Genomic DNA, 18,679 nt, shown 5'->3' on the forward strand with positions numbered 1-18,679 from the left:
TGGCCTCGACATGGTCGGGGCATGTCACATCACCTCCCGCCTTCGCGCCTGTCATTGCTGGTACGTGCCATCGCGCGCCCTGCCGTCGTCGGAGTCGCCGCCGGCGCGCTCGCCGCAGTCGTGATTCCGGCCACCGGCGCCAGCGCCGACTCCGAACAGTCGTTCCGACGTACCGCGACGTATCCGGTCTACAAGAACCTGCCCAAGGACGTTCCGGCGTCCTCGGCCACCGTTGCCGAGATCTCAGACGTCTCCCGGGACGGCAAAACGCTGATCTACACCGATGCAGTCGGTAAGCGCATCGGCTTCCTCGACATCAGCGATCCCAGTGCCCCCGAGGGCGCAGGCAGTTTGTCATTGGCTCAGCTCGGCCATGTCGATGATCAGCCCACATCGGTCGCCGTGGTCGGAAAGTACGTCCTGGTTGTCGTCGACACGTCTGAAAGCTTCGCGAATCCGTCGGGCCGCCTCGACATCGTCCGGTTGGCCGACTCCAAGCGCATCCGCAGCATCGACCTCGCCGGGCAGCCCGATTCGATCGACATCAGCGGTGGTGAGGACTATGCCGCCATCGCGATCGAGAATCAGCGCGACGAAGAGTTCAAGCCGGCGGGCAAGAACAAGGGCGATCTGCCCCAGACACCGGCCGGATTCGTCCAGATCATCGATCTCGATGGTGCTCCGGCCGATTGGCAGGCGCACCGGATCGATCTGGTCAAGCCCGATGGCACTGCGCTGCCCTCGCTGATCGACGCGGGCCTGACCGAGCCGACCGATCCGGAGCCGGAGTATGTGTCGATCAACGGCAACGACAAACTCGCCCTGACGCTGCAGGAGAACAACGGCATCGTCATCATCGACCTTGCGACTCGAGCGATCGAGAAGGTCTTCTCCGCAGGGAGCGTCTCGGGGTCGGGCTTCGACACCAAGAAGGACGGCAAGATATCGCTGACTGATTCGCTGACCGATGTGGTCCGTGAACCCGACTCGATCGGTTGGGTCGACGACACCCACGTCGCGACGGCGAATGAGGGTGACTGGAAGGGCGGCTCCCGTGGCTGGACGGTCTTTGACGCGACGGACGGCAGCGTCACCTGGGACGCCGGCAACTCGTTCGAACACCTTGCGGTCAAGCACGGTCTGTACAACGACGACCGTGCCGCCAAGAAGGGTGCTGAGCCTGAGGGGCTGACGATCTCGACGATCGACGGCGTCAAGTACGCGTTCGTCGGGTCCGAGCGCAGCAACTTCGTCGCGGTCTACGACATTAGCGATCCTGCGGCGCCCGTGTTCAAGCAGATGCTGCCCGCGACCAACGGGCCTGAGGGGATCCTGCCGATTCCCGGCCGCAACCTGCTCGCGGTGTCGAGCGAGACCGATGATGCGTCGGTCAACGTCCGGGCGAGCGTGAGCCTGTACGAGCTGGGCGACGATGCGCCGACATTCCCGTCGATCGTGGCCGATGACGTCAACGGGGTTCCGATCGGCTGGAGCGCCCTCGGTGCGCTGAGTGCGAAGCCCGGAGACGGCAACACGATCTACACCGCGGCCGACACTGTGCTGAAACCCGCGCAGATCTATTCCGTCGACGTCTCCAAGGCTCCGGCGCACATCGCCTCGGCAATGACCGTCACCGAGAACGGAGCCCCGGTCAATCTCGACATCGAGGGCCTGTTCGCGCGCCCGCAGGGCGGCTTCTGGCTGGCGTCCGAAGGTGCGACAGGTGCTGCCAACAAGATCTATCGCACGGATGCCGCAGGCGCGATCCAGCAGACGGTCTCCTTGCCGCAGGAGATCAGCGATCACATCAAGAACTGGGGTCTTGAGGGAGTCACGGCGACGACGGATGCCGATGGCGAGCATGTGTGGACTGTCATCCAGCGCCAGCTCTGGACCGACGTCAGCGATCAGAGCGAGACGCTCGACGGTGACAACATCGCCCGCATCGGCCGCTATGACGTCGCGGACGGTTCCTGGCACTGGTACGGCTACGAGATGAACAGTCCGAAGCGTGATGGCGCCGACTGGGTGGGTCTGTCGGAGATCACGGCAGTCGACAACGACACGTTCGCGGTCATCGAGCGTGACAAGCTCAACGGACCCAACGCCCGTCACAAGCGGATCTACACCTTCGACATCCCGGAGACCGATCCGGTCGGCGCGGATCTGCCGGTGTTGGACAAGAAGCTGGCGATCGACGTCCTGCCCGCGCTCAGGGCGACGGAAGGATGGACCCAGGAGAAGCTCGAAGGATTCACGATCGCCGCCGACGGTTCGCTGTACGGCGTCACCGACAATGACGGACTGAAGGATTCGACCGGTGAGACGGCGTTCTTGCGACTGGGCAAGGCCATGGACGTGTTCGCCGACGACCTTGCGAGCACCACCAGCCTGACGCTTCCGGCCGCGAAGGCCAGTTTCGGCGAGAAGCCGACTGTGACGGTGACTGTCACCGGCGCAGCGGGAATCTCACCGGCAGGGACAGTCACCGTCAAGGACGGCAGCACGGTGCTTGGCAGGGGAACAGTCGAGAACGGTAAGTCGCGGGTGACCTTGTCAGCGCTCAAGATCGGCTCTCGCCGTCTCATTGCTTCCTACTCCGGCGATGCCCGGACTGCCGGCAGCGTCAGTCCTGCGGTCACGCTGAGGGTCGAGAAGGGCGCGACACGGACGACGCTGTCGCTGGGAACCAAGCCGGTCAAGAGAGGCGCGACGCGCACCGCGAAGGTCACGGTCGCGGGTGAAGGGTTCGTGCCCAGCGGCACGGTGCAGATCAGGGACGGTGCAAAAGTGCTGAAGACCGTCAGGGTCAGTGGGGCGAAGCGGTCGATCTCGTTCAAGCTGCGCTCGACCGGAATCCGGAGCATCCGGGCCTACTACACCGGTTCGGCCACTGCGAAGGCGTCGAAGTCGGATGCGGTCCGGATCCGGGTCAAGCGGTAATCAGAACCAGATGCTGAGGTACGGCTCGACGGGGGAGCGGAACAGCCCGTCGAGCCGTTCGGCATCTCCGGACAGGCTGCCGGTTGCGATCAACTGACGCGCTGGGACCCCGCCGAGGTAGAGCGAGCCCAGCGCGTTGACCGTCATCGTCGCGTCAGCCGGCTCGTCGGTGACTGTCAGGGTGGCTTCACCCGATTCGGCGATGTCGATGGCCCACGTCCCGTCAGCGAATCCCAACGGATCGGCGACCGTGATGACGAGGCGATCTGCTCGCGCATAGGTGCGGGCACCTAGAGCAGCGGCGACGTCGAGGATGCGGACCCACAGGTGATCGAACTCCGAGACCCGCACAGCTCGGAAATCGTCCATCATCCAGCGCAGTGGTTCGTCGACAGGTCGCAGATGGGCGGAGATCTTGGCGACGAGATCCATGTCGATCAGGAAACGCCAAAGGCCCGCGTACGCGTCGGTCGTCGCGGCGACGAGCGTCTCCAGGACCAGCTCGTGCTCGGTGAAGTCCTGAGCTTTCTCGACCAGCCGGTAGATCGCGAATCCCTGCGGCGCGCCGTCCGCGTCGTCGTAGCGGATGAAGCGCAGATTCTTGGCGTTCTCGTCGCTCGGCGAGAAGCCGAGTTGGCGGTCCCAGAGCCCGCCTTCGTACGAGATCTGCCCAGGAGTCTGGAGCCTGACCCGTTCGACGATCGGGTGTCCGGTGTCGCGGAGCTGTTCGGCGGTCAGGAAATGGACACGACCTGTGGGCGTGGGTCCGGTCCAACGAACCCGTTTGGTCAGCACGGTCACGTCGCGGCCCAGTGCTGCAAGGGCGTAGCCATAGCGGGCATAGAGGGTCGATTCGGAGACCGTCAGCATTGCCACGGGGAGGTCGAGGGCAGCGGCGGTTCGGAGTTCGGCTTCCATGAGCGCCCGTGCGATTCCGCGGCGCCGATGGGTCGGTGCGACGGTGACCCCGCTGACGGCCCAGGCCGGCACACTGCGATGGCCCGGGACCGTCAGGTCTGCGGGCCAACAGACCGTTGTGGCCACGGGGGATGCCGGATTGACGATTGTGTCGTCCCAGACTCCGGTGACCCGGTCGGCAGTGCGGGGGAAGGCGCTGCGCCAGGCGATGAGTTCGGCAGTCGGCTCAGCGCCGTGGAAGCCACGGCTCTCGGCGCGGAACCACGTCTCGTAGCCAGCCGCGTCCTGCGCGTCGATCAGAGCGAGCCGAAGACCGTCGGCGGCTAGTCGAGCACGGGAGATTTCGTCGATGGGCAGATTTGGTGCAATCACCTGTCCAACTTAGTACGGGGTGCAGACAGGTGGTCAGTCGATCGTGCCTGGAGGAGAAAGAACTCAGGCTGTGGAAATCCCCGCAGCGGCCCACTCGTTGTGGACGGCAGGCAGGTTCTCGGCGGAGACCGCAGCGGTGAGACCTTCCAGCACGCGGACCTCGAAACCTTGGGCGGCAGCATCCAGGGCCGTCGCGCGGACGCAGTGATCGGTGGCGATCCCGCACACGTCCACGGTCTCGACGCCGGCTGCCCGGAGCCAGTCGCCGAGGGGGACGCCTTCGGCCGACGAGCCTTCGAACCCGGAGTAGGCCGCCGCGTACTCGCCCTTGAAGAACGTCTCGGCGAACATCGTTGGTTCCAGTGGCGCGTGCAACTGCTCGCCTGCCGTGCCCACGACGCAGTGGCGTGGCCAGGAGTCGATGAAGTCGGGGGCGTCGGAGAAATGGCTGCCCGGATCGATGTGATGATCGCGGGTTGCCACGACGGTCTGATAGCTGCCCGATGCGATCAGACCGGCCACGTCGCGGGCGACCTGCGCGCCGCCTGAAACGGCAAGCGAGCCGCCTTCACAGAAGTCGTTCTGGACGTCGACCACGATCAATGCGGTACTCATGCGGGCTCCTCGAAGATCGTGGGCAGAACCGGATCGCTCTTGGACAGCCGGCGAGCTGAGACCGGGAGCTCGGCCAGGGCTGACTGCAGTCGCGCGCGAGCCTCTCCGAGTGTGTCGTGGTGGACACGTTCGCCGTCGCGCACCAGCTCGACCAACAACGGCCGGTCATCGCCGTCGTCGACGGGCGCAGCGCCGATGCCGATGACCTCGGCCTGGGCTCGACCTGCGGGGCTGCGGCGACGCATCGCGTATTTGCGACCGCCGACCGAGATCTTGTCCACACTCTTCTTGGCGACCGGCACCATGACCCCGTCGTCGTCGGTGCGTGAGACGAGCTTGTAGACGAAGCCGCTGGTGGGCACACCTGAACCGGTCACCAGTGAGGTTCCGACGCCATATCCGTCCACGGGAGCCACCGCAAGGGCGGCGATCGAGTGCTCGTCCAGGTCGCTCGTGACAGTGATGCGCGTTGTGGTCGCACCGAGATCGTCGAGTTGTTTGCGTACCGCCACTGCGAGCGACACCAGATCACCGGAGTCGAGTCGAACGCCGCCGAGATCGTTGCCGGCCAACTCGACGGCCGTGCGGATCGCCTCGGGAATGTCATAGGTGTCGACGAGCAGCGTCGTGCCCGGTCCGAGGGCGCGGATCTGCGCTTCGAACGCCTCGCGTTCGGTGTCGTGCAACAAGGTGAACGAGTGGGCGCTGGTGCCGGTGGTCGGAATACCGTACCTCCGGCCGGCTTCGAGGTTGGACGTGGCGGCGAATCCGGCGATATAGGCAGCGCGGGCAGCTGCGACGGCTGAGGTCTCGTGTGTCCGTCGTGATCCCATCTCGATACACGGACGATCGCCGGCCGCGGTGATCATCCGCGACGCCGCGGTCGCGATCGCCGAATCGTGGTTGAGCACCGACAGGAGGACGGTCTCGAGAATCACCCCTTCGGCGAACGTCCCCTCCACGATCATGACGGGCGACTGAGGGAAGTAGACCTCGCCGTCGGGGTAGCCCCAGATATTGCCGGAGAACCGGTAGTCGGCGAGCCAGGTCAGGGTGTCGTCATCGACGACCTCGGCCTCGCGGAGCCAGTTCAATTCGGCCTCGCCGAATCGGAAGCCGGCCAGCGCGTCGAGCGCCCGGCCGATGCCCGCGACGACACCGTATCGGCGGCCGCCGGACAGCCGTCGTGCGAACAGTTCGAAGACCGATCTCCGTTCGGCCGTCCCGTCACGCAGCGTCGCCTGAAGCATCGTGAGCTCGTAGCGATCTGTCAGTAACGCGGTGCTGGGCGGCGCGGTACGCGAAGGTGCGGTCACTCCTTCAGACTAGTCACGACCTGTTTCGTCTCGTGGGAACTCTGCGACACAATGGACCAGTGACCACGCCGAGCGCCATCGAGATCGTCAAACCCGAGGTCGACGACCACGTCGAGCTCGAGGATCCCTGGGTCACGATCGTCTGGAACGATCCGGTCAACCTGATGTCCTATGTCGCCTACGTGCTGCGCAACTACTTCGGTTACACCGACGAGAAGGCCCATGAACTCATGTTGAAGGTGCACCACGACGGTAAGGCGGTTGTCTCCAGCGGCAGCCGCGAACAGATGGAGCGGCATGTGCAGGCGATGCACGAGTACGGCTTGTGGGCCACTCTTGAAAGGCAGGACGCTTGAAGCCTTTTAAGCGTAGGCGGCGCGGTAGCGTCACCGCGACGTTCGAGCTGGGGGAGGCGCACTTGCTCGCAAGCCTGGCCAGCCAGGTGGTCGAGTTGCTGCGCGACCGCAACGGGCGTCCTGAGTCAGATGCCGATCCGCTGGCGGTCCAGCTCGGCATGGGCGGCTCCTCGCTGCCGCCGGAGGATCCGGTGCTGCAACGCCTGCTGCCCGATGCCTACCGTGACAGCGCTGAAGACTCCGGTGAGTTCCGGCGGTTCACGGAACAGACGCTGACCTCGGTCAAGGTGCACAACGCGGAGGTGCTGATCGGCTCGCTCGTCGACGGCGGGCTCGACTTCGGCGTCCTGCCCGAGCACGACAACGGCGAACGGATCGAGGTCGAGCTCGACGATGCAGAGATCCAGTCGTGGTTGCGGGCGCTGACCGACATACGTCTGTCGCTGGCAGTCCGTCTCGGAATCGAGACCGAGGAGGACACCCTGCTGGTCGCCGAGTCCGAGGACGAGGCGACGGCGGCGATGTCCGATATCTACGACTGGCTCGGATACGTCCAGGAGACGTTGGTCGCTGCCCTGGACTGATCTTCACGTCCGCGCAGCCTAGGCGTCGTGGGAAACCACCGAGGCGTCTCATGGTTTGGGTCCGTTTCCCGGCTGGTGATCTCGCCCCGATAAACTCGGTGGGTGCTGACCATCGACCAGGCGACGTACGACGCGATCATCGCGCACGCCCGCCGAGACCACCCCGACGAGGCCTGCGGTGTCGTCGCCGGCCCAATAGGCTCGGACGTCCCGGCCCGATTCATCCCGATGCTGAATGCGGCGATGTCGCCGACGTTCTATGAGTTCGACTCCGGTGACCTGCTCAAGCTCTACCGTGAGATGGACGACAACGACGAAGAACCCGTCGTGATCTACCACTCGCACACGGCTACCGAGGCTTATCCGTCTCGCACCGACATCAATCTCGCCAGCGAACCGGGCGCCCATTACGTTCTGGTCTCGACCCGAGACGGTGCTCACGAGACCGGTCCGGTCGACTTCAACTCGTACCGCATCGTCGATGGCGAGGTCACCGAGGAAGAAGTTCGCGTCGTTGCGAGTTATACAGCTACAGACGAAGGCACCACCCAACAGAAGGCAGAACACTGATGGCCATCGAGGTCCGCATCCCCACGATCCTGCGTCCCTACACCGGCGGCGAGCGTGCCGTCGAAGGCGCGGGCGCAACGGTCACCGAGCTGATCGACAAGCTCGAAGCTGATCACGCCGGCATCAAGGAGCGTTTGCTCGAGAACGGTGAGGCGCGCCGTTTCGTCAACATCTACGTCAACGACGAGGACATCCGTTTCACCGGTGGCCTGGCCACCCCGGTCGCCGACGGCGACACCGTGGTCATCTTGCCGGCCGTGGCCGGCGGCGCCACTGAGATCTCCTGATCCAGTGCGTTTCGATTCGCTGATCGACTCGGTCGGCGGCACGCCGCTGGTCGGGCTGCCGCGGTTGTCACCGTCCCCGGACGTCCGGATCTGGGCCAAGCTCGAGGACCGCAATCCCACCGGGTCGATCAAGGATCGTGCTGCCTTGAGCATGATCTTGAAGGCGGAGAAGGACGGGCGGCTCTTGCCGGGCGACACGATCTTGGAGCCGACGTCGGGCAATACCGGCATCTCGTTGGCGATGGTCGCACGTCAGCGCGGCTACCAGATCATCTGCGTCATGCCGGAGAACACCTCGATCGAACGTACGCAGCTTCTGACGATGTGGGGCGCCCAGATCATCACATCGCCTGCGGCCGGTGGATCGAATGAGGCAGTCAGGGTCGCCAAGGGAATCGCTGCGGAGAATCCCGACTGGGTCATGCTCTACCAGTACGGCAATCCGGCCAATGCCGATGCGCACTACAACGGCACCGCCCCCGAGATCTTGGCCGATCTGCCCGACGTGACGCACTTCGTGGCGGGTCTTGGAACTACGGGGACGCTGATGGGCGCCGGCCGGTTCTTCCGCGAGCACAAGCCGATGGTGCGCATCGTGGCGGCCGAGCCGCGTTACGGCGAACTCGTCTATGGTCTGCGCAACCTCGACGAGGGCTTCGTACCCGAACTGTACGACGCCTCGCTGATCGACTCGCGCTTCTCGGTGGGGCCACGTGATGCGGTGCGCCGTGTGCGTGAACTCGTCGAGCAGGAGGGCATCTTCGCGGGTGTCTCGACCGGTGCGATCCTGCATGCCGCGATGGCTCAGGCCAGCAAGTGCGTCAAGGCCGGGGAGAGTGCCGATATCGCCTTCGTGGTGGCCGACGGAGGCTGGAAGTACTTGTCGACCGGAGCCTACGAAGGAACGCTCGACGAGGCCGAAGACCGGCTCGACGGCCAACTCTGGGCTTGATCGAAAGATTTTTTCGCAGCCATTTCAGTCTGTCCGCAAACCGTTTTGGCATTCGGCGTCAAAAGACTCGGGCCGTCTGTAGCCTGTTCCGGTGATTCTCGAGCAACGCGCGTTGCGGCCCCTTGTCCTGTTTTTCCTTGCCTGTGCCTTGGCGGCCGGGTCGATGTTCGCGGTGCCGGGCGCCGCCTCCGCTGCAGGCTCGTCGATCAATGCGACGATCACCACGAATCAGCCGGCTTATCAGCACATGAACGGTCTGTGTGTCGCGGGCAGTGAGACGACGCACTACCGGCTGATCCAGGCGCGGATCATCGGCACCAGTGCCTCGGTGCTCAGCGCGACCGTCACGCCCTCCGGTTTCCGGGCCAACCTGGGCGTTTACGACGGTGCTTTCATGCCGGACATGCCGATCGTCAACTGCATGGGCAATCCGTCCGGTTCGGGCTCCGGCGCTCCGGTCACGTACTCCATCCCGACGCCGTCCCTGACCGAATTCCCGGGGATAACCGAACGGAGCTACGTTTTCGTCGTGGCCGGCCACAGCGCTGGTGACCTCGGAGCATTCTCGCTCTCGGTGACCTCGTCGAACGCCACCGCAGTCGAACTCACCGACATCACCGACGTGACGCCCCCCGAGCTGACGGTTCCGAGCAGCATGACACTCGAAGCGACCAAGCCCGCAGGTGCAGAAGCCACGTTCACGGTCAGCGCGAACGACGCGGTCGACGGCGTGCGGCCGGTCGTCTGCGTCCCCGCGTCGGGTTCGACGTTCCCGATCGCCAGAACGCGCGTCAACTGCACCGCCTCCGATCTGAGTGACAATGTCGGGACGCGTGGCTTCAACGTGACGGTCAAGGACACAACTGCTCCCGTCATGACACTTCCGAGCCCTCCTACTGCTGAAGCAAATACCCCAGAGGGCGCAGTCGTCACGTATGAGGTGACGGCCTCCGACCTCGTCGACGGATCGCGTCCGGTGACATGCACGCCTGCCTCGGGATCGACGTTCCCGCGCGGGACGACGACCGTGAGCTGTGCTTCGAGCGACACCCGCAACAACACGACGACCAAGACACTTGAAGTCAAGGTCACGAACGGCCCGCTTCCGGTCACCGGCGAGTTGACCGTCGGGGGCACGGCGAAGGTCGGTTCGACGCTGACCTCGACCTCGACCCTGACCACGACACCGGCCGCGACACGAGTCACCGGCCAGTGGCTGCGAGGTTCCGAAGAGATCGCATCGGCCACGGACTCCGCCTACACGCTGGTGGCCGCCGACGAGGGCAAGACCATCACGTTCAGGCAGACACTCGAACTGGTCGGATACAAGGACGCAATCGGCACGAGCAATGCCGTCGGACCGGTCGAACCGGGAGACATCTCACTGGACAAGCCATCCGTCCAGGGTTCGGCGAAGGTCGGTGCCACGCTCACAGCCGAGCCGGGTCAGGTCGCGCCGCTCGACGTCACCCAGACCTACGAATGGTTCTCCGGCTCAGACTCGTTGGGCTCGGGTGCGAGCTACACCGTCAAGGCCGCTGACCTGGGCAAGTCGATCCACGTCGTCGCGACCGGGACCAAGAACGGTTACACGACCACTTCGCAGTCCTCGGTCGCTACCGCAGCAGTTGTGACAGGCACTATGACGTCCTCGGGTGCCGTCACGGTGGACGGAGTGGCCAAGGTGGGGCAGATGTTGTCCGCGACATCCCAGGTCACAACGGTCCCGGCGGCAGATGGAGTGTCCGGACAGTGGTTCCGTGACGCTGAGGCGATCGCCTCAGCGACGGATCCGGTCTATGCGCCGACCAACGCCGACGCCGGTTCTGAGCTGACGTACGTCGAGACACACACCAAGCCCGGCTACGAGCCCATGGTGGTCAGCAGCAATGCCACGGCGAAGATCTCCGGCGGCGTCATTGCCCTTCCGGTTCCGACCGTGACCGGGAACTATGTGGTCGACGAGACTCTCGTTGCGACGACGCCGGGACTCGCTCCGGCAGACGCCACGCTCAGCTATGCGTGGTCGGTCGACGGTCAGCAAGCAGGCACGGGCGCGACCTACACCTTGAAGCCCGGCGATGTCGGGAAGACCGTCGCCCTGATGGTCTCCGCGAGCAAGCCGTACTTCGATTCGGCCGACTCGGGGTTCGGACCCAGCGCGCAGGTCGAGAAGGCGAGCTTCGATACCGGTCCGATAGCCGCGATTTCCGGAGTCTTCATGGTCGGCGAGAAGTTGACGGCAGTCGAGGGGCCCCCGGCGCCCAAGCAGGACTCGTTCGCGTATCAGTGGTTCGCCAACGGAGATCCGATCGAAGCGGCAACCAGCAGGACGCTGGTTCTAGCGCGGGCACAGGACGGTGCCAAGATCTCGGTTGAGGTCACGGCGAAGCGTGCCGGCTATGTCGATGCCTCCGACAAGTCGGCCGAATCCGCCGTGGTGGTCGGCCGTGACGCGCCAACTGTGAGTCTGAAGCCTGCCGCGGCCAAGCTGCGCTTGGGACAGTCGACCGTGCTGACCTGGTCGAGCACGAATGCGATATCGGTCGAAGCTTCCGGCAGTTGGTCGGGCCGCAAGATGCTGTCGGGCTCTCAGAAGGTCAAGCCGACCACGATCGGTACATCGAAGTACGTCCTGCGGGCGAAGAACAATGCGGGCACGACGACCGCGCAGGTGGCAGTGCCGGTCGCGCTGCCGGCGAAGACGTTCCGGATGGCTGGGAAATGGTCGCTGCGGGCCGACCGCAGCTTCGGCTTGAAGGCTTCCGGACTGGCTCGGAGCGAGAAGTACACGGTCCGTCTTGGCGGCAAGGTATTCGCATCAGGTCGAGCCACGAAAGCCGGACGGATCGACCGCGAGTTGCGAGTACCTTCGTCGGTCGGCGCCGGTAAGCGGGTACTGCGAGTCATCGGATCGCAGCCCGACAGGACCGGCTTCCGGAAGATCGAGGTGGTGCGGACCAAGACCATCAAGATGGTGTTCAGAGCCGCCAGCGTGCGAGCGTGGTATCAGCAGCAAGTCATAGTCAGCAAGCTGCTGCCGGGGGAGAAGGTGACGCTCACCTACAAGGGGCGCCGGATCTCCAAGAAGTCCGCCCGCGCCAACTCCAAAGGCGTCTTCACGATGACCTTCAACGTCGGTGCGGATCGGGGCAGGCACACAGTGAAGGCCTCCGCTGCTAGCGCGCGGAAGCCGGTCAAGAAGACGTTCACGGTCATCCGCTGACGAGGCCCTGTCGGGGGCGTGCGTTGAGGCCGACGGGTTGCCTGGCAACCCGTCACCCTCATCGCCGTCCCTGACATGAGCCATGCGGTGCCAACGTCGGCTACTCTCATCCTCGTGAGCCAGATCGTGGTCTTCTCCGGAAGCGCGCACCGACCCCTTGCCGAGAAGATCTGCTCCGAGCTCGGGCAGCCCTTGTCGGCAGCCGAGACCATCCGGTTCAGCAACGACTGCCTGCAGGTCCAACTGCTCGCGAACTGTCGGCGCAAGGACGTCTACATCATCCAGCCGCTCGTACCGCCGACGCAGGACCATCTGATGGAACTGCTGCTGATGATCGACGCGGCACGGGGGGCGAGCGCCGATTCGGTGACAGTCGTGATCCCGCACTACGCGTATGCGCGCTCCGACAAGAAGGACGCTTCGCGCATCTCGATCGGTGGCAAGCTCGTTGCCGACATGCTGACAACCGCCGGAGCAGACCGGGTCGTCACGATGACGTTGCACGCACCGCAGGTGCACGGCTTCTTCAGCGTGCCGGTCGACCATCTGACTGCGATCGGCGAGCTCGCCGATCACTACCGTGGTCGCGATCTGAGCAACACCGTCGTGGTCTCACCAGATCTCGGCAACGCCAAGACGGCCTCGTTGTTCGCCCGGCTTCTCGGCGTCCCGGTCGCGGCCGGCAGCAAGCAGCGCCAGGCCGACGACAAGGTCGTGATCGACGCGATAGTCGGTGATGTCGCCGGCAAGACGGCGATCGTTCTCGACGACGAGATCGCGACGGGCGGCTCGATCATCGAACTCATGAACAAATTGCAGGAAGAAGGCTGTCTGGAGGCATCCGTGGCCTGCACGCACGGGCTGTTCACGGGCAAGGCCGTTGAGCGGTTGCGAAATCACCCGGCGATCACCGAAGTCGTCACGACCGACACGGTGCCGCGGCCCGCCGATTGGCCGGAGCTGCAAGTCCGATCGGTCGCTGGGCTGTTCGCCGAAGCCATCGCCCGGATCCATGCGGGGGAGTCGGTGTCATCGCTGTTCGACGGCGTCGATCCGGCACATGCGCCTCCCCAGCCCAAACTGCCACTCTGACACCTTTGCGCCGCTCGCCGCTCCCACGGTGGGTGTGATCTTGGGCCCGTTCACTTTGCTGTCACCCGATGCGCCCGTACGCTTTTTCGTTGTGAGCGACGCACCCATCGGGATTTTTGACTCAGGCTTCGGCGGTCTGACAGTTGCGCGCGCCGTTCTCGACCAGCTCCCGCACGAGCCGGTCGTGTATCTCGGCGACACCGCGCGGCAGCCCTACGGCCCCAAACCGATCTCCGAGGTGCGCGAATATGCGCTGGAATGCCTGGATCATCTGGTCGCTCAGGGAGTCAAGGTTTTGGTGATCGCCTGCAATTCTGCGAGTGCGGCGGTTTTGCGCGATGCCCGCGAACGCTACGACGTCCCCGTCGTCGAGGTCATCGTGCCGGCGACGCGACGCGCCGTCAGCGCGACCCGCAACGGCATCGTGGGCGTCATCTGCACCGAAGCGACCGCGACGTCACGGGCGTACGACGATGCCTTCGCAGCCAATCCCGGCATCACGCTGCACACCCAGGCCTGTCCGCGGTTCGTCGAGCTGGTCGAGCAGGGCGTCACGAGCGGCCCCGAACTCCTCGAGGCGGCGCGGGAGTACCTCGAACCGTTGATTGAACTCGACGTCGACACGCTGGTTCTCGGCTGCACGCACTATCCGCTGCTGACCGGCGTGCTCTCATACGTCATGGGCGACGGTGTCACCCTCGTGTCGAGCGCGGAAGAGACGGCCAAGGACGTCTACGGGCTCTTGGTCCGTGAGGGCCTGGAACGGGACGCCTCTCTCGACGCTCCGAAACATGGCTTCTTGACGACAGGGCGGCCGGACGACTTCGCGTTGTTGGCGCGTCGCTTCCTCGGACCCGAGGTCGAGACGGTGCGTCAGTTCGCCTGGATGGGGGCAGCATGAGGCTATCTGTCGTCGGCTGTGCGGGTTCATTTCCCAGTCCGGAATCGCCGGCCAGCTGCTATCTGCTCGAAGCGCCGTTCGAAGGCCGGACCTATCGCTTGCTGGTCGACCTCGGCAGCGGGTCATTGGGCAATCTGCAGCGGCACTGCGATCTGCGCGATATCGACGCGATCGCGATCTCGCACATGCACGCAGACCACTGTTTCGACCTGTCGGGCCTGTACGTCGTCAGCAAGTACCACCCAGATGGTGCGTACCGGCAGATCCCGCTCTACGCTCCCAGCGGCTCCGAAGCGCACCTGGCCATGATCTACGGCGCTGAGGACGAGGCCGCCGTCGCTGAGCAGTTCGATCTGCACGGATGGCAGGACGATGAGGTCGTCCAGCTGGGCCCGTTCGAGATCATCGCTCGCCAGATGGTGCACCCCATCCCGGCTTACGGAATGCGGATCTCCTCAGGGGGCCGCACTTTGGTGTACTCCGCCGACACCGGGCCGACCGAGATGCTGGTCGAGTTCGTCGCCGGCGCCGATGCGTTCTTGTGCGAGGCGTCGTTCGTGGAGTCGGGGGACAATCCACCCGCATTGCACCTGACCGGTGCCGAGGCGGGGCACTATGCGACCGCGGGCGGCGTCGGACGCCTGCTGGTGACGCACATCCCGGCGTGGACCGACCGGAACGAGGTCGAGTCGGACGTCAAGTCGACGTGGGCCGGCCCGTACGACCTGGTCGAGGCCGGCCTGACCTACGACATCTGAGCCATGTCCGCGGCCGATAGGCTCGCCCCATGACCCGTGAAGATGGCCGCAGCGCCGATCAGCTCCGTGACGTGACGATCACCCGCAACTGGCTCGACCATGCGCAGGGATCCTGCCTGATCGAGTTCGGCAAGACCAAGGTGTTGTGTGCCGCGAGTGCGAGCGAAGGCGTTCCGCGCTGGCGCAAGGGATCGGGGCTCGGCTGGGTCACCGCCGAGTACGCGATGCTGCCCCAAGCGACGCACGACCGTTCGGCGCGCGAGTCGGTCAAGGGCCGCATCGGCGGCAGGACGCACGAGATCTCCCGGTTGGTCGGGCGGTCGCTGCGCATGGCGATCGACTACAAGGCGCTGGGTGAGAACACCATCACGATCGACTGCGACGTGTTGCAGGCCGACGGCGGCACCCGTACCGCCGCGATCACCGGCGCGTACGTCGCGCTGGCCGACGCCGTGGAGCATCTGCGGGCCAAGGGCGCCCTGGCCGGTGAACCCCTGGTCGAGTCCGTCGCCGCGATCAGCGTCGGCATCATCGACGGTGTCCCGCTGCTCGATCTGCCGTACGTCGAGGACGTCCGCGCGGAGACCGACATGAACGTCGTGATGACCGGATCGGGCAAATTCGTCGAGGTGCAGGGAACCGCCGAAGGTGCGCCGTTCGACAAGGCCGAACTCGATGCGCTGCTCGAGCTCGCGGCGAAGGGCTGCGTCGACCTGACCCGTATGCAGACCGAGGCCCTTGGTCGATGACCCAGATCCTCCTGGCGTCCAACAACGCCAAGAAGCTCGCGGAGCTGCGTCGTATCGTGTCGCCGCTCGTGCCCGGAATCGAAGTGCTGGGACTTGCCGATTTCCCCCCGTACGATGAGCCGGCCGAGACCGAGCCGACGTTCGAGGGCAATGCCCTGATCAAGGCTCGGGCCGCTCTGGCAGCGACGGGTCTGCCGTCATTGGCCGATGACTCGGGTCTGTGCGTCGATGCGCTGAACGGCATGCCGGGAGTACTGTCGGCGCGATGGTCCGGGGTGCCGAAGGACGAAGGCGGCGATGCGGCCAACAACCGGCTCCTGCTCAATCAGCTCGGTGACGTGCCCGAGGCCCGCCGTACGGCACAGTTCCGCTGTGTCATGGCACTGTGCACGCCTGACGGCCGCGAGATCATCGAACATGGCGAGATGCCCGGACGGATCCTGCTGGCTGAGCACGGGGGCGGAGGCTTCGGCTACGACCCGTTGTTCGCCGCCGACGGCTACGACGTGTCGACCGCGGAGCTCGAGCCGGCTGAAAAGGATCGGATCAGCCACCGGGGCAAGGCGCTGACCGCGATGGCGCAGTCGATCCTGGCGGCGCTGGGCTAGGTCAACGGGCTTTTCAGGGCGCTGACGACTCGACGTGCGATCGCCGCGCTCCCGGCGCGGTTGGGATGTATGCCGTCGACGACATGTTCGGCCGTCAACGTTCCGCTGAGATCGATGAACTGCACGTCATGGGTCCTGGCCTGTGCCTGGATGATCCGGGTGATGCGCTGGCCCTGAACCCGCTGGAAGGGGCCCCAGGGCGGGCCCAGGACGATGATGCGCGTCGAGCTGGGCAGATGCGTCTGCAGTGTGGTCAGATACGTCGACACGGCGTGTTCGAGCAATTGACTCGATGCGGGCCGGAACATGCCGTCGACGCAGTGGGCCCAGTCGTTGCGACCTCCTTCGACGATCACGATCGAGGGTGCCTCGCCGCTGTAGGCGTCAGTGCGGTCGATGAAACGGTTGCCGCCGCACCGATGCCCGGGGCGCACATAGCCCGAGCCTGACTGCGCATATGTCGTGACCTGGGCGTCGAAGGTCCGTCCGACGAAACTCCACCAGGCCTGGTGCTCATCGCCCGGGGAATCGTTGTAGCGGGCCGTGATGGAATCGCCGACGACCGTGATGCCGTGGGGTGCCAGCGTCGAGACGGGATGGGTCTGGCCGCCTTGGGCGGCGCCTTGCCAGAGCAGATAGGGCGCGGCCGCGACGGTGAGCGCAAGCGCGACGCCGAGTAGTCTGCGGCGGGCGCCTCGTGGCCGGGTCATGCGGTACTTCTTTCTCGTGCGAGAGCGCTACTCTACGCGCGCAAGGACGGTTCCCGTGGGAGGTTCACTCAGGAAGGGCGAAACTGTGTTGCCGCCAGGCCTCGTAGACCGCGATCGAGGCGGTATTGGCCAGGTTCATTGAGCGTCGTCCCGGCAGCATGGGCAACCGTACCCGGGCTTCGACTCGTGGGTCGTCCAGCACCTCTGCAGGCAGGCCGGTCGGCTCGGGGCCGAACAGCAGGACATCGCCGGGTTCGTACGCGACATCGGTGTAGAGCCGCTCGCCGTGTGCGGTGAAGGCGAATATCCGGCCGGGGGACAAGGCCGCCACAGCAGTATCGAAATCTGGATGGACCGTCATGACGGCGAGGTCGTGGTAGTCCAAGCCGGCGCGGCGGAGCTTGGACTCTTCGAGGTCGAAGCCCAACGGCTCGACGAGATGCAGCTCGGCGCCCGTGACTGCGGCGAGCCGGATCGCGGCTCCGGTGTTTCCGGCGATGCGGGGTTCGTAGAACATGATGCGGAACATCAGGGGCGCTTCCCATCGAGAGCTAGGTGGACGAGCAGGCCGGCGATGAGCGCCCAGAACGCTGAACCGATCCCGTAGGCAGAGATTCCTGAAGCGGCGACCAGGAAGGTGATGACCGCGGCCTCGCGGCCTCTGCGCTGGTTGACGGCTCCGTCGAGGGCGTCGGCGAGGGTTCCCAGCAGAGCCAGTCCGGCCACGGTGGCGATGACGCCGACCGGTGCGACCGCGACAAGCGCGGCGAGTGCTGCCGAGGCCACGCCGAGCGCCGCGTACGTCCATGCGGCCGACTGGGCCGCGATCCAGCGCCGTTGCGGGTCCGGTCCGGCTGGGGGGCCGGCCGCGAGGGCAGCGCTGATCGCCGCGAGGTTGGCCGAGTGGCCGCCGGCCGGGGCTCCGACGATCGTGGCGATCCCGGTGGTCACGATCGACCCGCGCCACGGCACGTCGTAGCCGAGTGACTTCATGATCGCGACGCCCGGAACGTTCTGGGACGCCATTGTGACGATGTAGAGAGGCAGCGCGATGCCGACGAGGGCCGCCCAGCTCCACTCCGGGGTCGTGACCGAGAGCTCCGGGAGCAGGGACGACCCGGCGATCGTGGTTCCGTGGCGGACCATGTCGACGGCGATGACAACTCCGGCCGCCAGGAATGCCGCCGGCACGGCCCACCGCGGCGCGAGCCGGACGCCCAAGAGCCACACGGCGACGATGGGCAGGATCGCGGCCGGATTGTCCTTGATGGCCGAGATCGGCTCGAGGCACAGTTCGAGGACGACGCCCGCGAGCATCGCCTGGGCGACCGGAGCGGGGATACGAGCGATCAGGCGGCCCAGGGCGGGCCACAGCCCCGTCAGGACGTACGCGGCGCCGGCCACGACGAACGCCCCGACCGCAACGGGCCAGCCGCCCTCGAGGGTTGCGGTACCGGCGAGCAGGGCAGCTCCCGGCGTCGACCAGGCGAGCACGATGGGCATCCGGTAGCGGGCGCTGAGCCAGATCATGCTGACGGCCTGGGTGAGGCAGAGCGCCAGCAGACCGGAGGCCGCCTGGGCCGGAGTCGCGCCGACGGCGGTCAGACCGGTCAGGACCACGGCGAATGAACTTGTGTAGCCGACGAGCACCGCGATGACGCCAGCACTGACAGGCTGCTGGAGATCGCCGCGATCGCGCTCGCCGAATCTCTCCCGCTTCAT

18 protein-coding genes are annotated in these 18,679 nt (G+C 65.6%); 12 read left to right on the forward strand and 6 right to left on the reverse strand.

Features of this window, described 5'->3' with window-relative positions:
* Positions 1-21: 21 nt before the first annotated feature.
* Complete coding sequence (locus tag ACXJKC_RS19040; protein WP_456698324.1) at positions 22-2,943, forward strand: esterase-like activity of phytase family protein; 2,922 nt, start codon at positions 22-24, stop codon at positions 2,941-2,943.
* Here the strand turns inward: ACXJKC_RS19040 and ACXJKC_RS19045 are convergent, their stop codons facing one another.
* The 3 genes from ACXJKC_RS19045 to ACXJKC_RS19055 all read right to left on the reverse strand — a co-directional run bounded on the left by ACXJKC_RS19045 (position 2,944) and on the right by ACXJKC_RS19055 (position 6,164).
* Positions 2,944-4,233: a GNAT family N-acetyltransferase gene (locus tag ACXJKC_RS19045; protein WP_456698325.1), complete on the reverse strand. Its 1,290-nt coding sequence runs from the start codon at positions 4,231-4,233 to the stop codon at positions 2,944-2,946.
* Positions 4,234-4,296: 63 nt separating this feature from the next.
* Positions 4,297-4,848, reverse strand: a complete 552-nt coding sequence (locus ACXJKC_RS19050) for an isochorismatase family protein (protein WP_456698326.1) — start codon at positions 4,846-4,848, stop codon at positions 4,297-4,299.
* Positions 4,845-6,164 (reverse strand): nicotinate phosphoribosyltransferase, encoded by a 1,320-nt coding sequence (locus ACXJKC_RS19055; RefSeq protein ID WP_456698327.1) that lies wholly within the window; start codon positions 6,162-6,164, stop codon positions 4,845-4,847. Before ACXJKC_RS19055 ends, ACXJKC_RS19050 begins: the two co-directional genes overlap by 4 nt.
* A gap of 59 nt (positions 6,165-6,223) precedes the next feature.
* On the opposite strand from ACXJKC_RS19055, the gene clpS reads away from it, so the two are divergent.
* The 11 genes from clpS to rdgB all read left to right on the forward strand — a co-directional run bounded on the left by clpS (position 6,224) and on the right by rdgB (position 16,247).
* The gene (clpS, locus tag ACXJKC_RS19060; RefSeq protein ID WP_456698328.1) at positions 6,224-6,520 is read left to right on the forward strand and encodes an ATP-dependent Clp protease adapter ClpS; all 297 of its coding nucleotides are present in this window, start codon (positions 6,224-6,226) and stop codon (positions 6,518-6,520) included.
* Positions 6,517-7,104: a DUF2017 domain-containing protein gene (locus ACXJKC_RS19065; protein ID WP_456698329.1), complete on the forward strand. Its 588-nt coding sequence runs from the start codon at positions 6,517-6,519 to the stop codon at positions 7,102-7,104. The genes clpS and ACXJKC_RS19065 overlap by 4 nt, the downstream gene beginning before the upstream one ends.
* A gap of 102 nt (positions 7,105-7,206) precedes the next feature.
* On the forward strand, positions 7,207-7,674 hold the full coding sequence (locus ACXJKC_RS19070) for a Mov34/MPN/PAD-1 family protein (protein ID WP_456698330.1): 468 nt from the start codon (positions 7,207-7,209) through the stop codon (positions 7,672-7,674).
* Positions 7,674-7,961 (forward strand): MoaD family protein, encoded by a 288-nt coding sequence (locus ACXJKC_RS19075; protein ID WP_456698331.1) that lies wholly within the window; start codon positions 7,674-7,676, stop codon positions 7,959-7,961. Before ACXJKC_RS19070 ends, ACXJKC_RS19075 begins: the two co-directional genes overlap by 1 nt.
* A gap of 4 nt (positions 7,962-7,965) precedes the next feature.
* The gene (locus ACXJKC_RS19080; RefSeq protein WP_456698332.1) at positions 7,966-8,913 is read left to right on the forward strand and encodes a PLP-dependent cysteine synthase family protein; all 948 of its coding nucleotides are present in this window, start codon (positions 7,966-7,968) and stop codon (positions 8,911-8,913) included.
* Between the two features lie 91 nt (positions 8,914-9,004).
* On the forward strand, positions 9,005-12,139 hold the full coding sequence (locus ACXJKC_RS19085) for an HYR domain-containing protein (protein WP_456698333.1): 3,135 nt from the start codon (positions 9,005-9,007) through the stop codon (positions 12,137-12,139).
* Between the two features lie 114 nt (positions 12,140-12,253).
* Positions 12,254-13,231, forward strand: a complete 978-nt coding sequence (locus tag ACXJKC_RS19090; RefSeq protein WP_456698334.1) for a ribose-phosphate diphosphokinase — start codon at positions 12,254-12,256, stop codon at positions 13,229-13,231.
* A gap of 91 nt (positions 13,232-13,322) precedes the next feature.
* Complete coding sequence (gene murI / locus ACXJKC_RS19095) at positions 13,323-14,132, forward strand: glutamate racemase (protein ID WP_456698335.1); 810 nt, start codon at positions 13,323-13,325, stop codon at positions 14,130-14,132.
* Positions 14,129-14,890, forward strand: a complete 762-nt coding sequence (locus tag ACXJKC_RS19100; RefSeq protein ID WP_456698336.1) for an MBL fold metallo-hydrolase — start codon at positions 14,129-14,131, stop codon at positions 14,888-14,890. Before murI ends, ACXJKC_RS19100 begins: the two co-directional genes overlap by 4 nt.
* A gap of 29 nt (positions 14,891-14,919) precedes the next feature.
* Entirely contained in the window at positions 14,920-15,639 is a 720-nt protein-coding gene (gene rph / locus ACXJKC_RS19105; protein WP_456698337.1) for a ribonuclease PH, read from the forward strand.
* Entirely contained in the window at positions 15,636-16,247 is a 612-nt protein-coding gene (gene rdgB / locus ACXJKC_RS19110) for an RdgB/HAM1 family non-canonical purine NTP pyrophosphatase (RefSeq protein ID WP_456698338.1), read from the forward strand. Before rph ends, rdgB begins: the two co-directional genes overlap by 4 nt.
* On the opposite strand, the gene ACXJKC_RS19115 is transcribed toward rdgB, so the two are convergent.
* The 3 genes from ACXJKC_RS19115 to ACXJKC_RS19125 all read right to left on the reverse strand — a co-directional run bounded on the left by ACXJKC_RS19115 (position 16,244) and on the right by ACXJKC_RS19125 (position 18,679).
* On the reverse strand, positions 16,244-16,957 hold the full coding sequence (locus tag ACXJKC_RS19115; RefSeq protein WP_456698339.1) for an SGNH/GDSL hydrolase family protein: 714 nt from the start codon (positions 16,955-16,957) through the stop codon (positions 16,244-16,246). The two genes, rdgB and ACXJKC_RS19115, sit on opposite strands and share 4 nt — an antisense overlap.
* Positions 16,958-17,021: 64 nt before the next feature.
* Complete coding sequence (locus ACXJKC_RS19120) at positions 17,022-17,486, reverse strand: tRNA (cytidine(34)-2'-O)-methyltransferase (RefSeq protein WP_456698340.1); 465 nt, start codon at positions 17,484-17,486, stop codon at positions 17,022-17,024.
* Positions 17,486-18,679, reverse strand: coding sequence for a benzoate/H(+) symporter BenE family transporter (locus tag ACXJKC_RS19125; RefSeq protein ID WP_456698341.1), 1,194 nt, complete (start codon positions 18,677-18,679; stop codon positions 17,486-17,488). Before ACXJKC_RS19125 ends, ACXJKC_RS19120 begins: the two co-directional genes overlap by 1 nt.

The organism is Aeromicrobium sp. P5_D10 (assembly GCF_054049535.1).

Coding starts and splice junctions, on each gene's coding strand:
- ACXJKC_RS19040 (WP_456698324.1), top strand. CDS start 22: ATGTCACATCACCTCCCGCCTTCGCGCCTGTCATTGCTGGTACGTGCC.
- ACXJKC_RS19050 (WP_456698326.1), bottom strand. CDS start 4,848: ATGAGTACCGCATTGATCGTGGTCGACGTCCAGAACGACTTCTGTGAA.
- ACXJKC_RS19075 (WP_456698331.1), top strand. CDS start 7,674: ATGGCCATCGAGGTCCGCATCCCCACGATCCTGCGTCCCTACACCGGC.
- ACXJKC_RS19100 (WP_456698336.1), top strand. CDS start 14,129: ATGAGGCTATCTGTCGTCGGCTGTGCGGGTTCATTTCCCAGTCCGGAA.
- rph (WP_456698337.1), top strand. CDS start 14,920: ATGACCCGTGAAGATGGCCGCAGCGCCGATCAGCTCCGTGACGTGACG.
- rdgB (WP_456698338.1), top strand. CDS start 15,636: ATGACCCAGATCCTCCTGGCGTCCAACAACGCCAAGAAGCTCGCGGAG.
- ACXJKC_RS19115 (WP_456698339.1), bottom strand. CDS start 16,957: ATGACCCGGCCACGAGGCGCCCGCCGCAGACTACTCGGCGTCGCGCTT.
- ACXJKC_RS19120 (WP_456698340.1), bottom strand. CDS start 17,486: ATGTTCCGCATCATGTTCTACGAACCCCGCATCGCCGGAAACACCGGA.
- ACXJKC_RS19125 (WP_456698341.1), bottom strand. CDS start 18,679: ATGAAGCGGGAGAGATTCGGCGAGCGCGATCGCGGCGATCTCCAGCAG.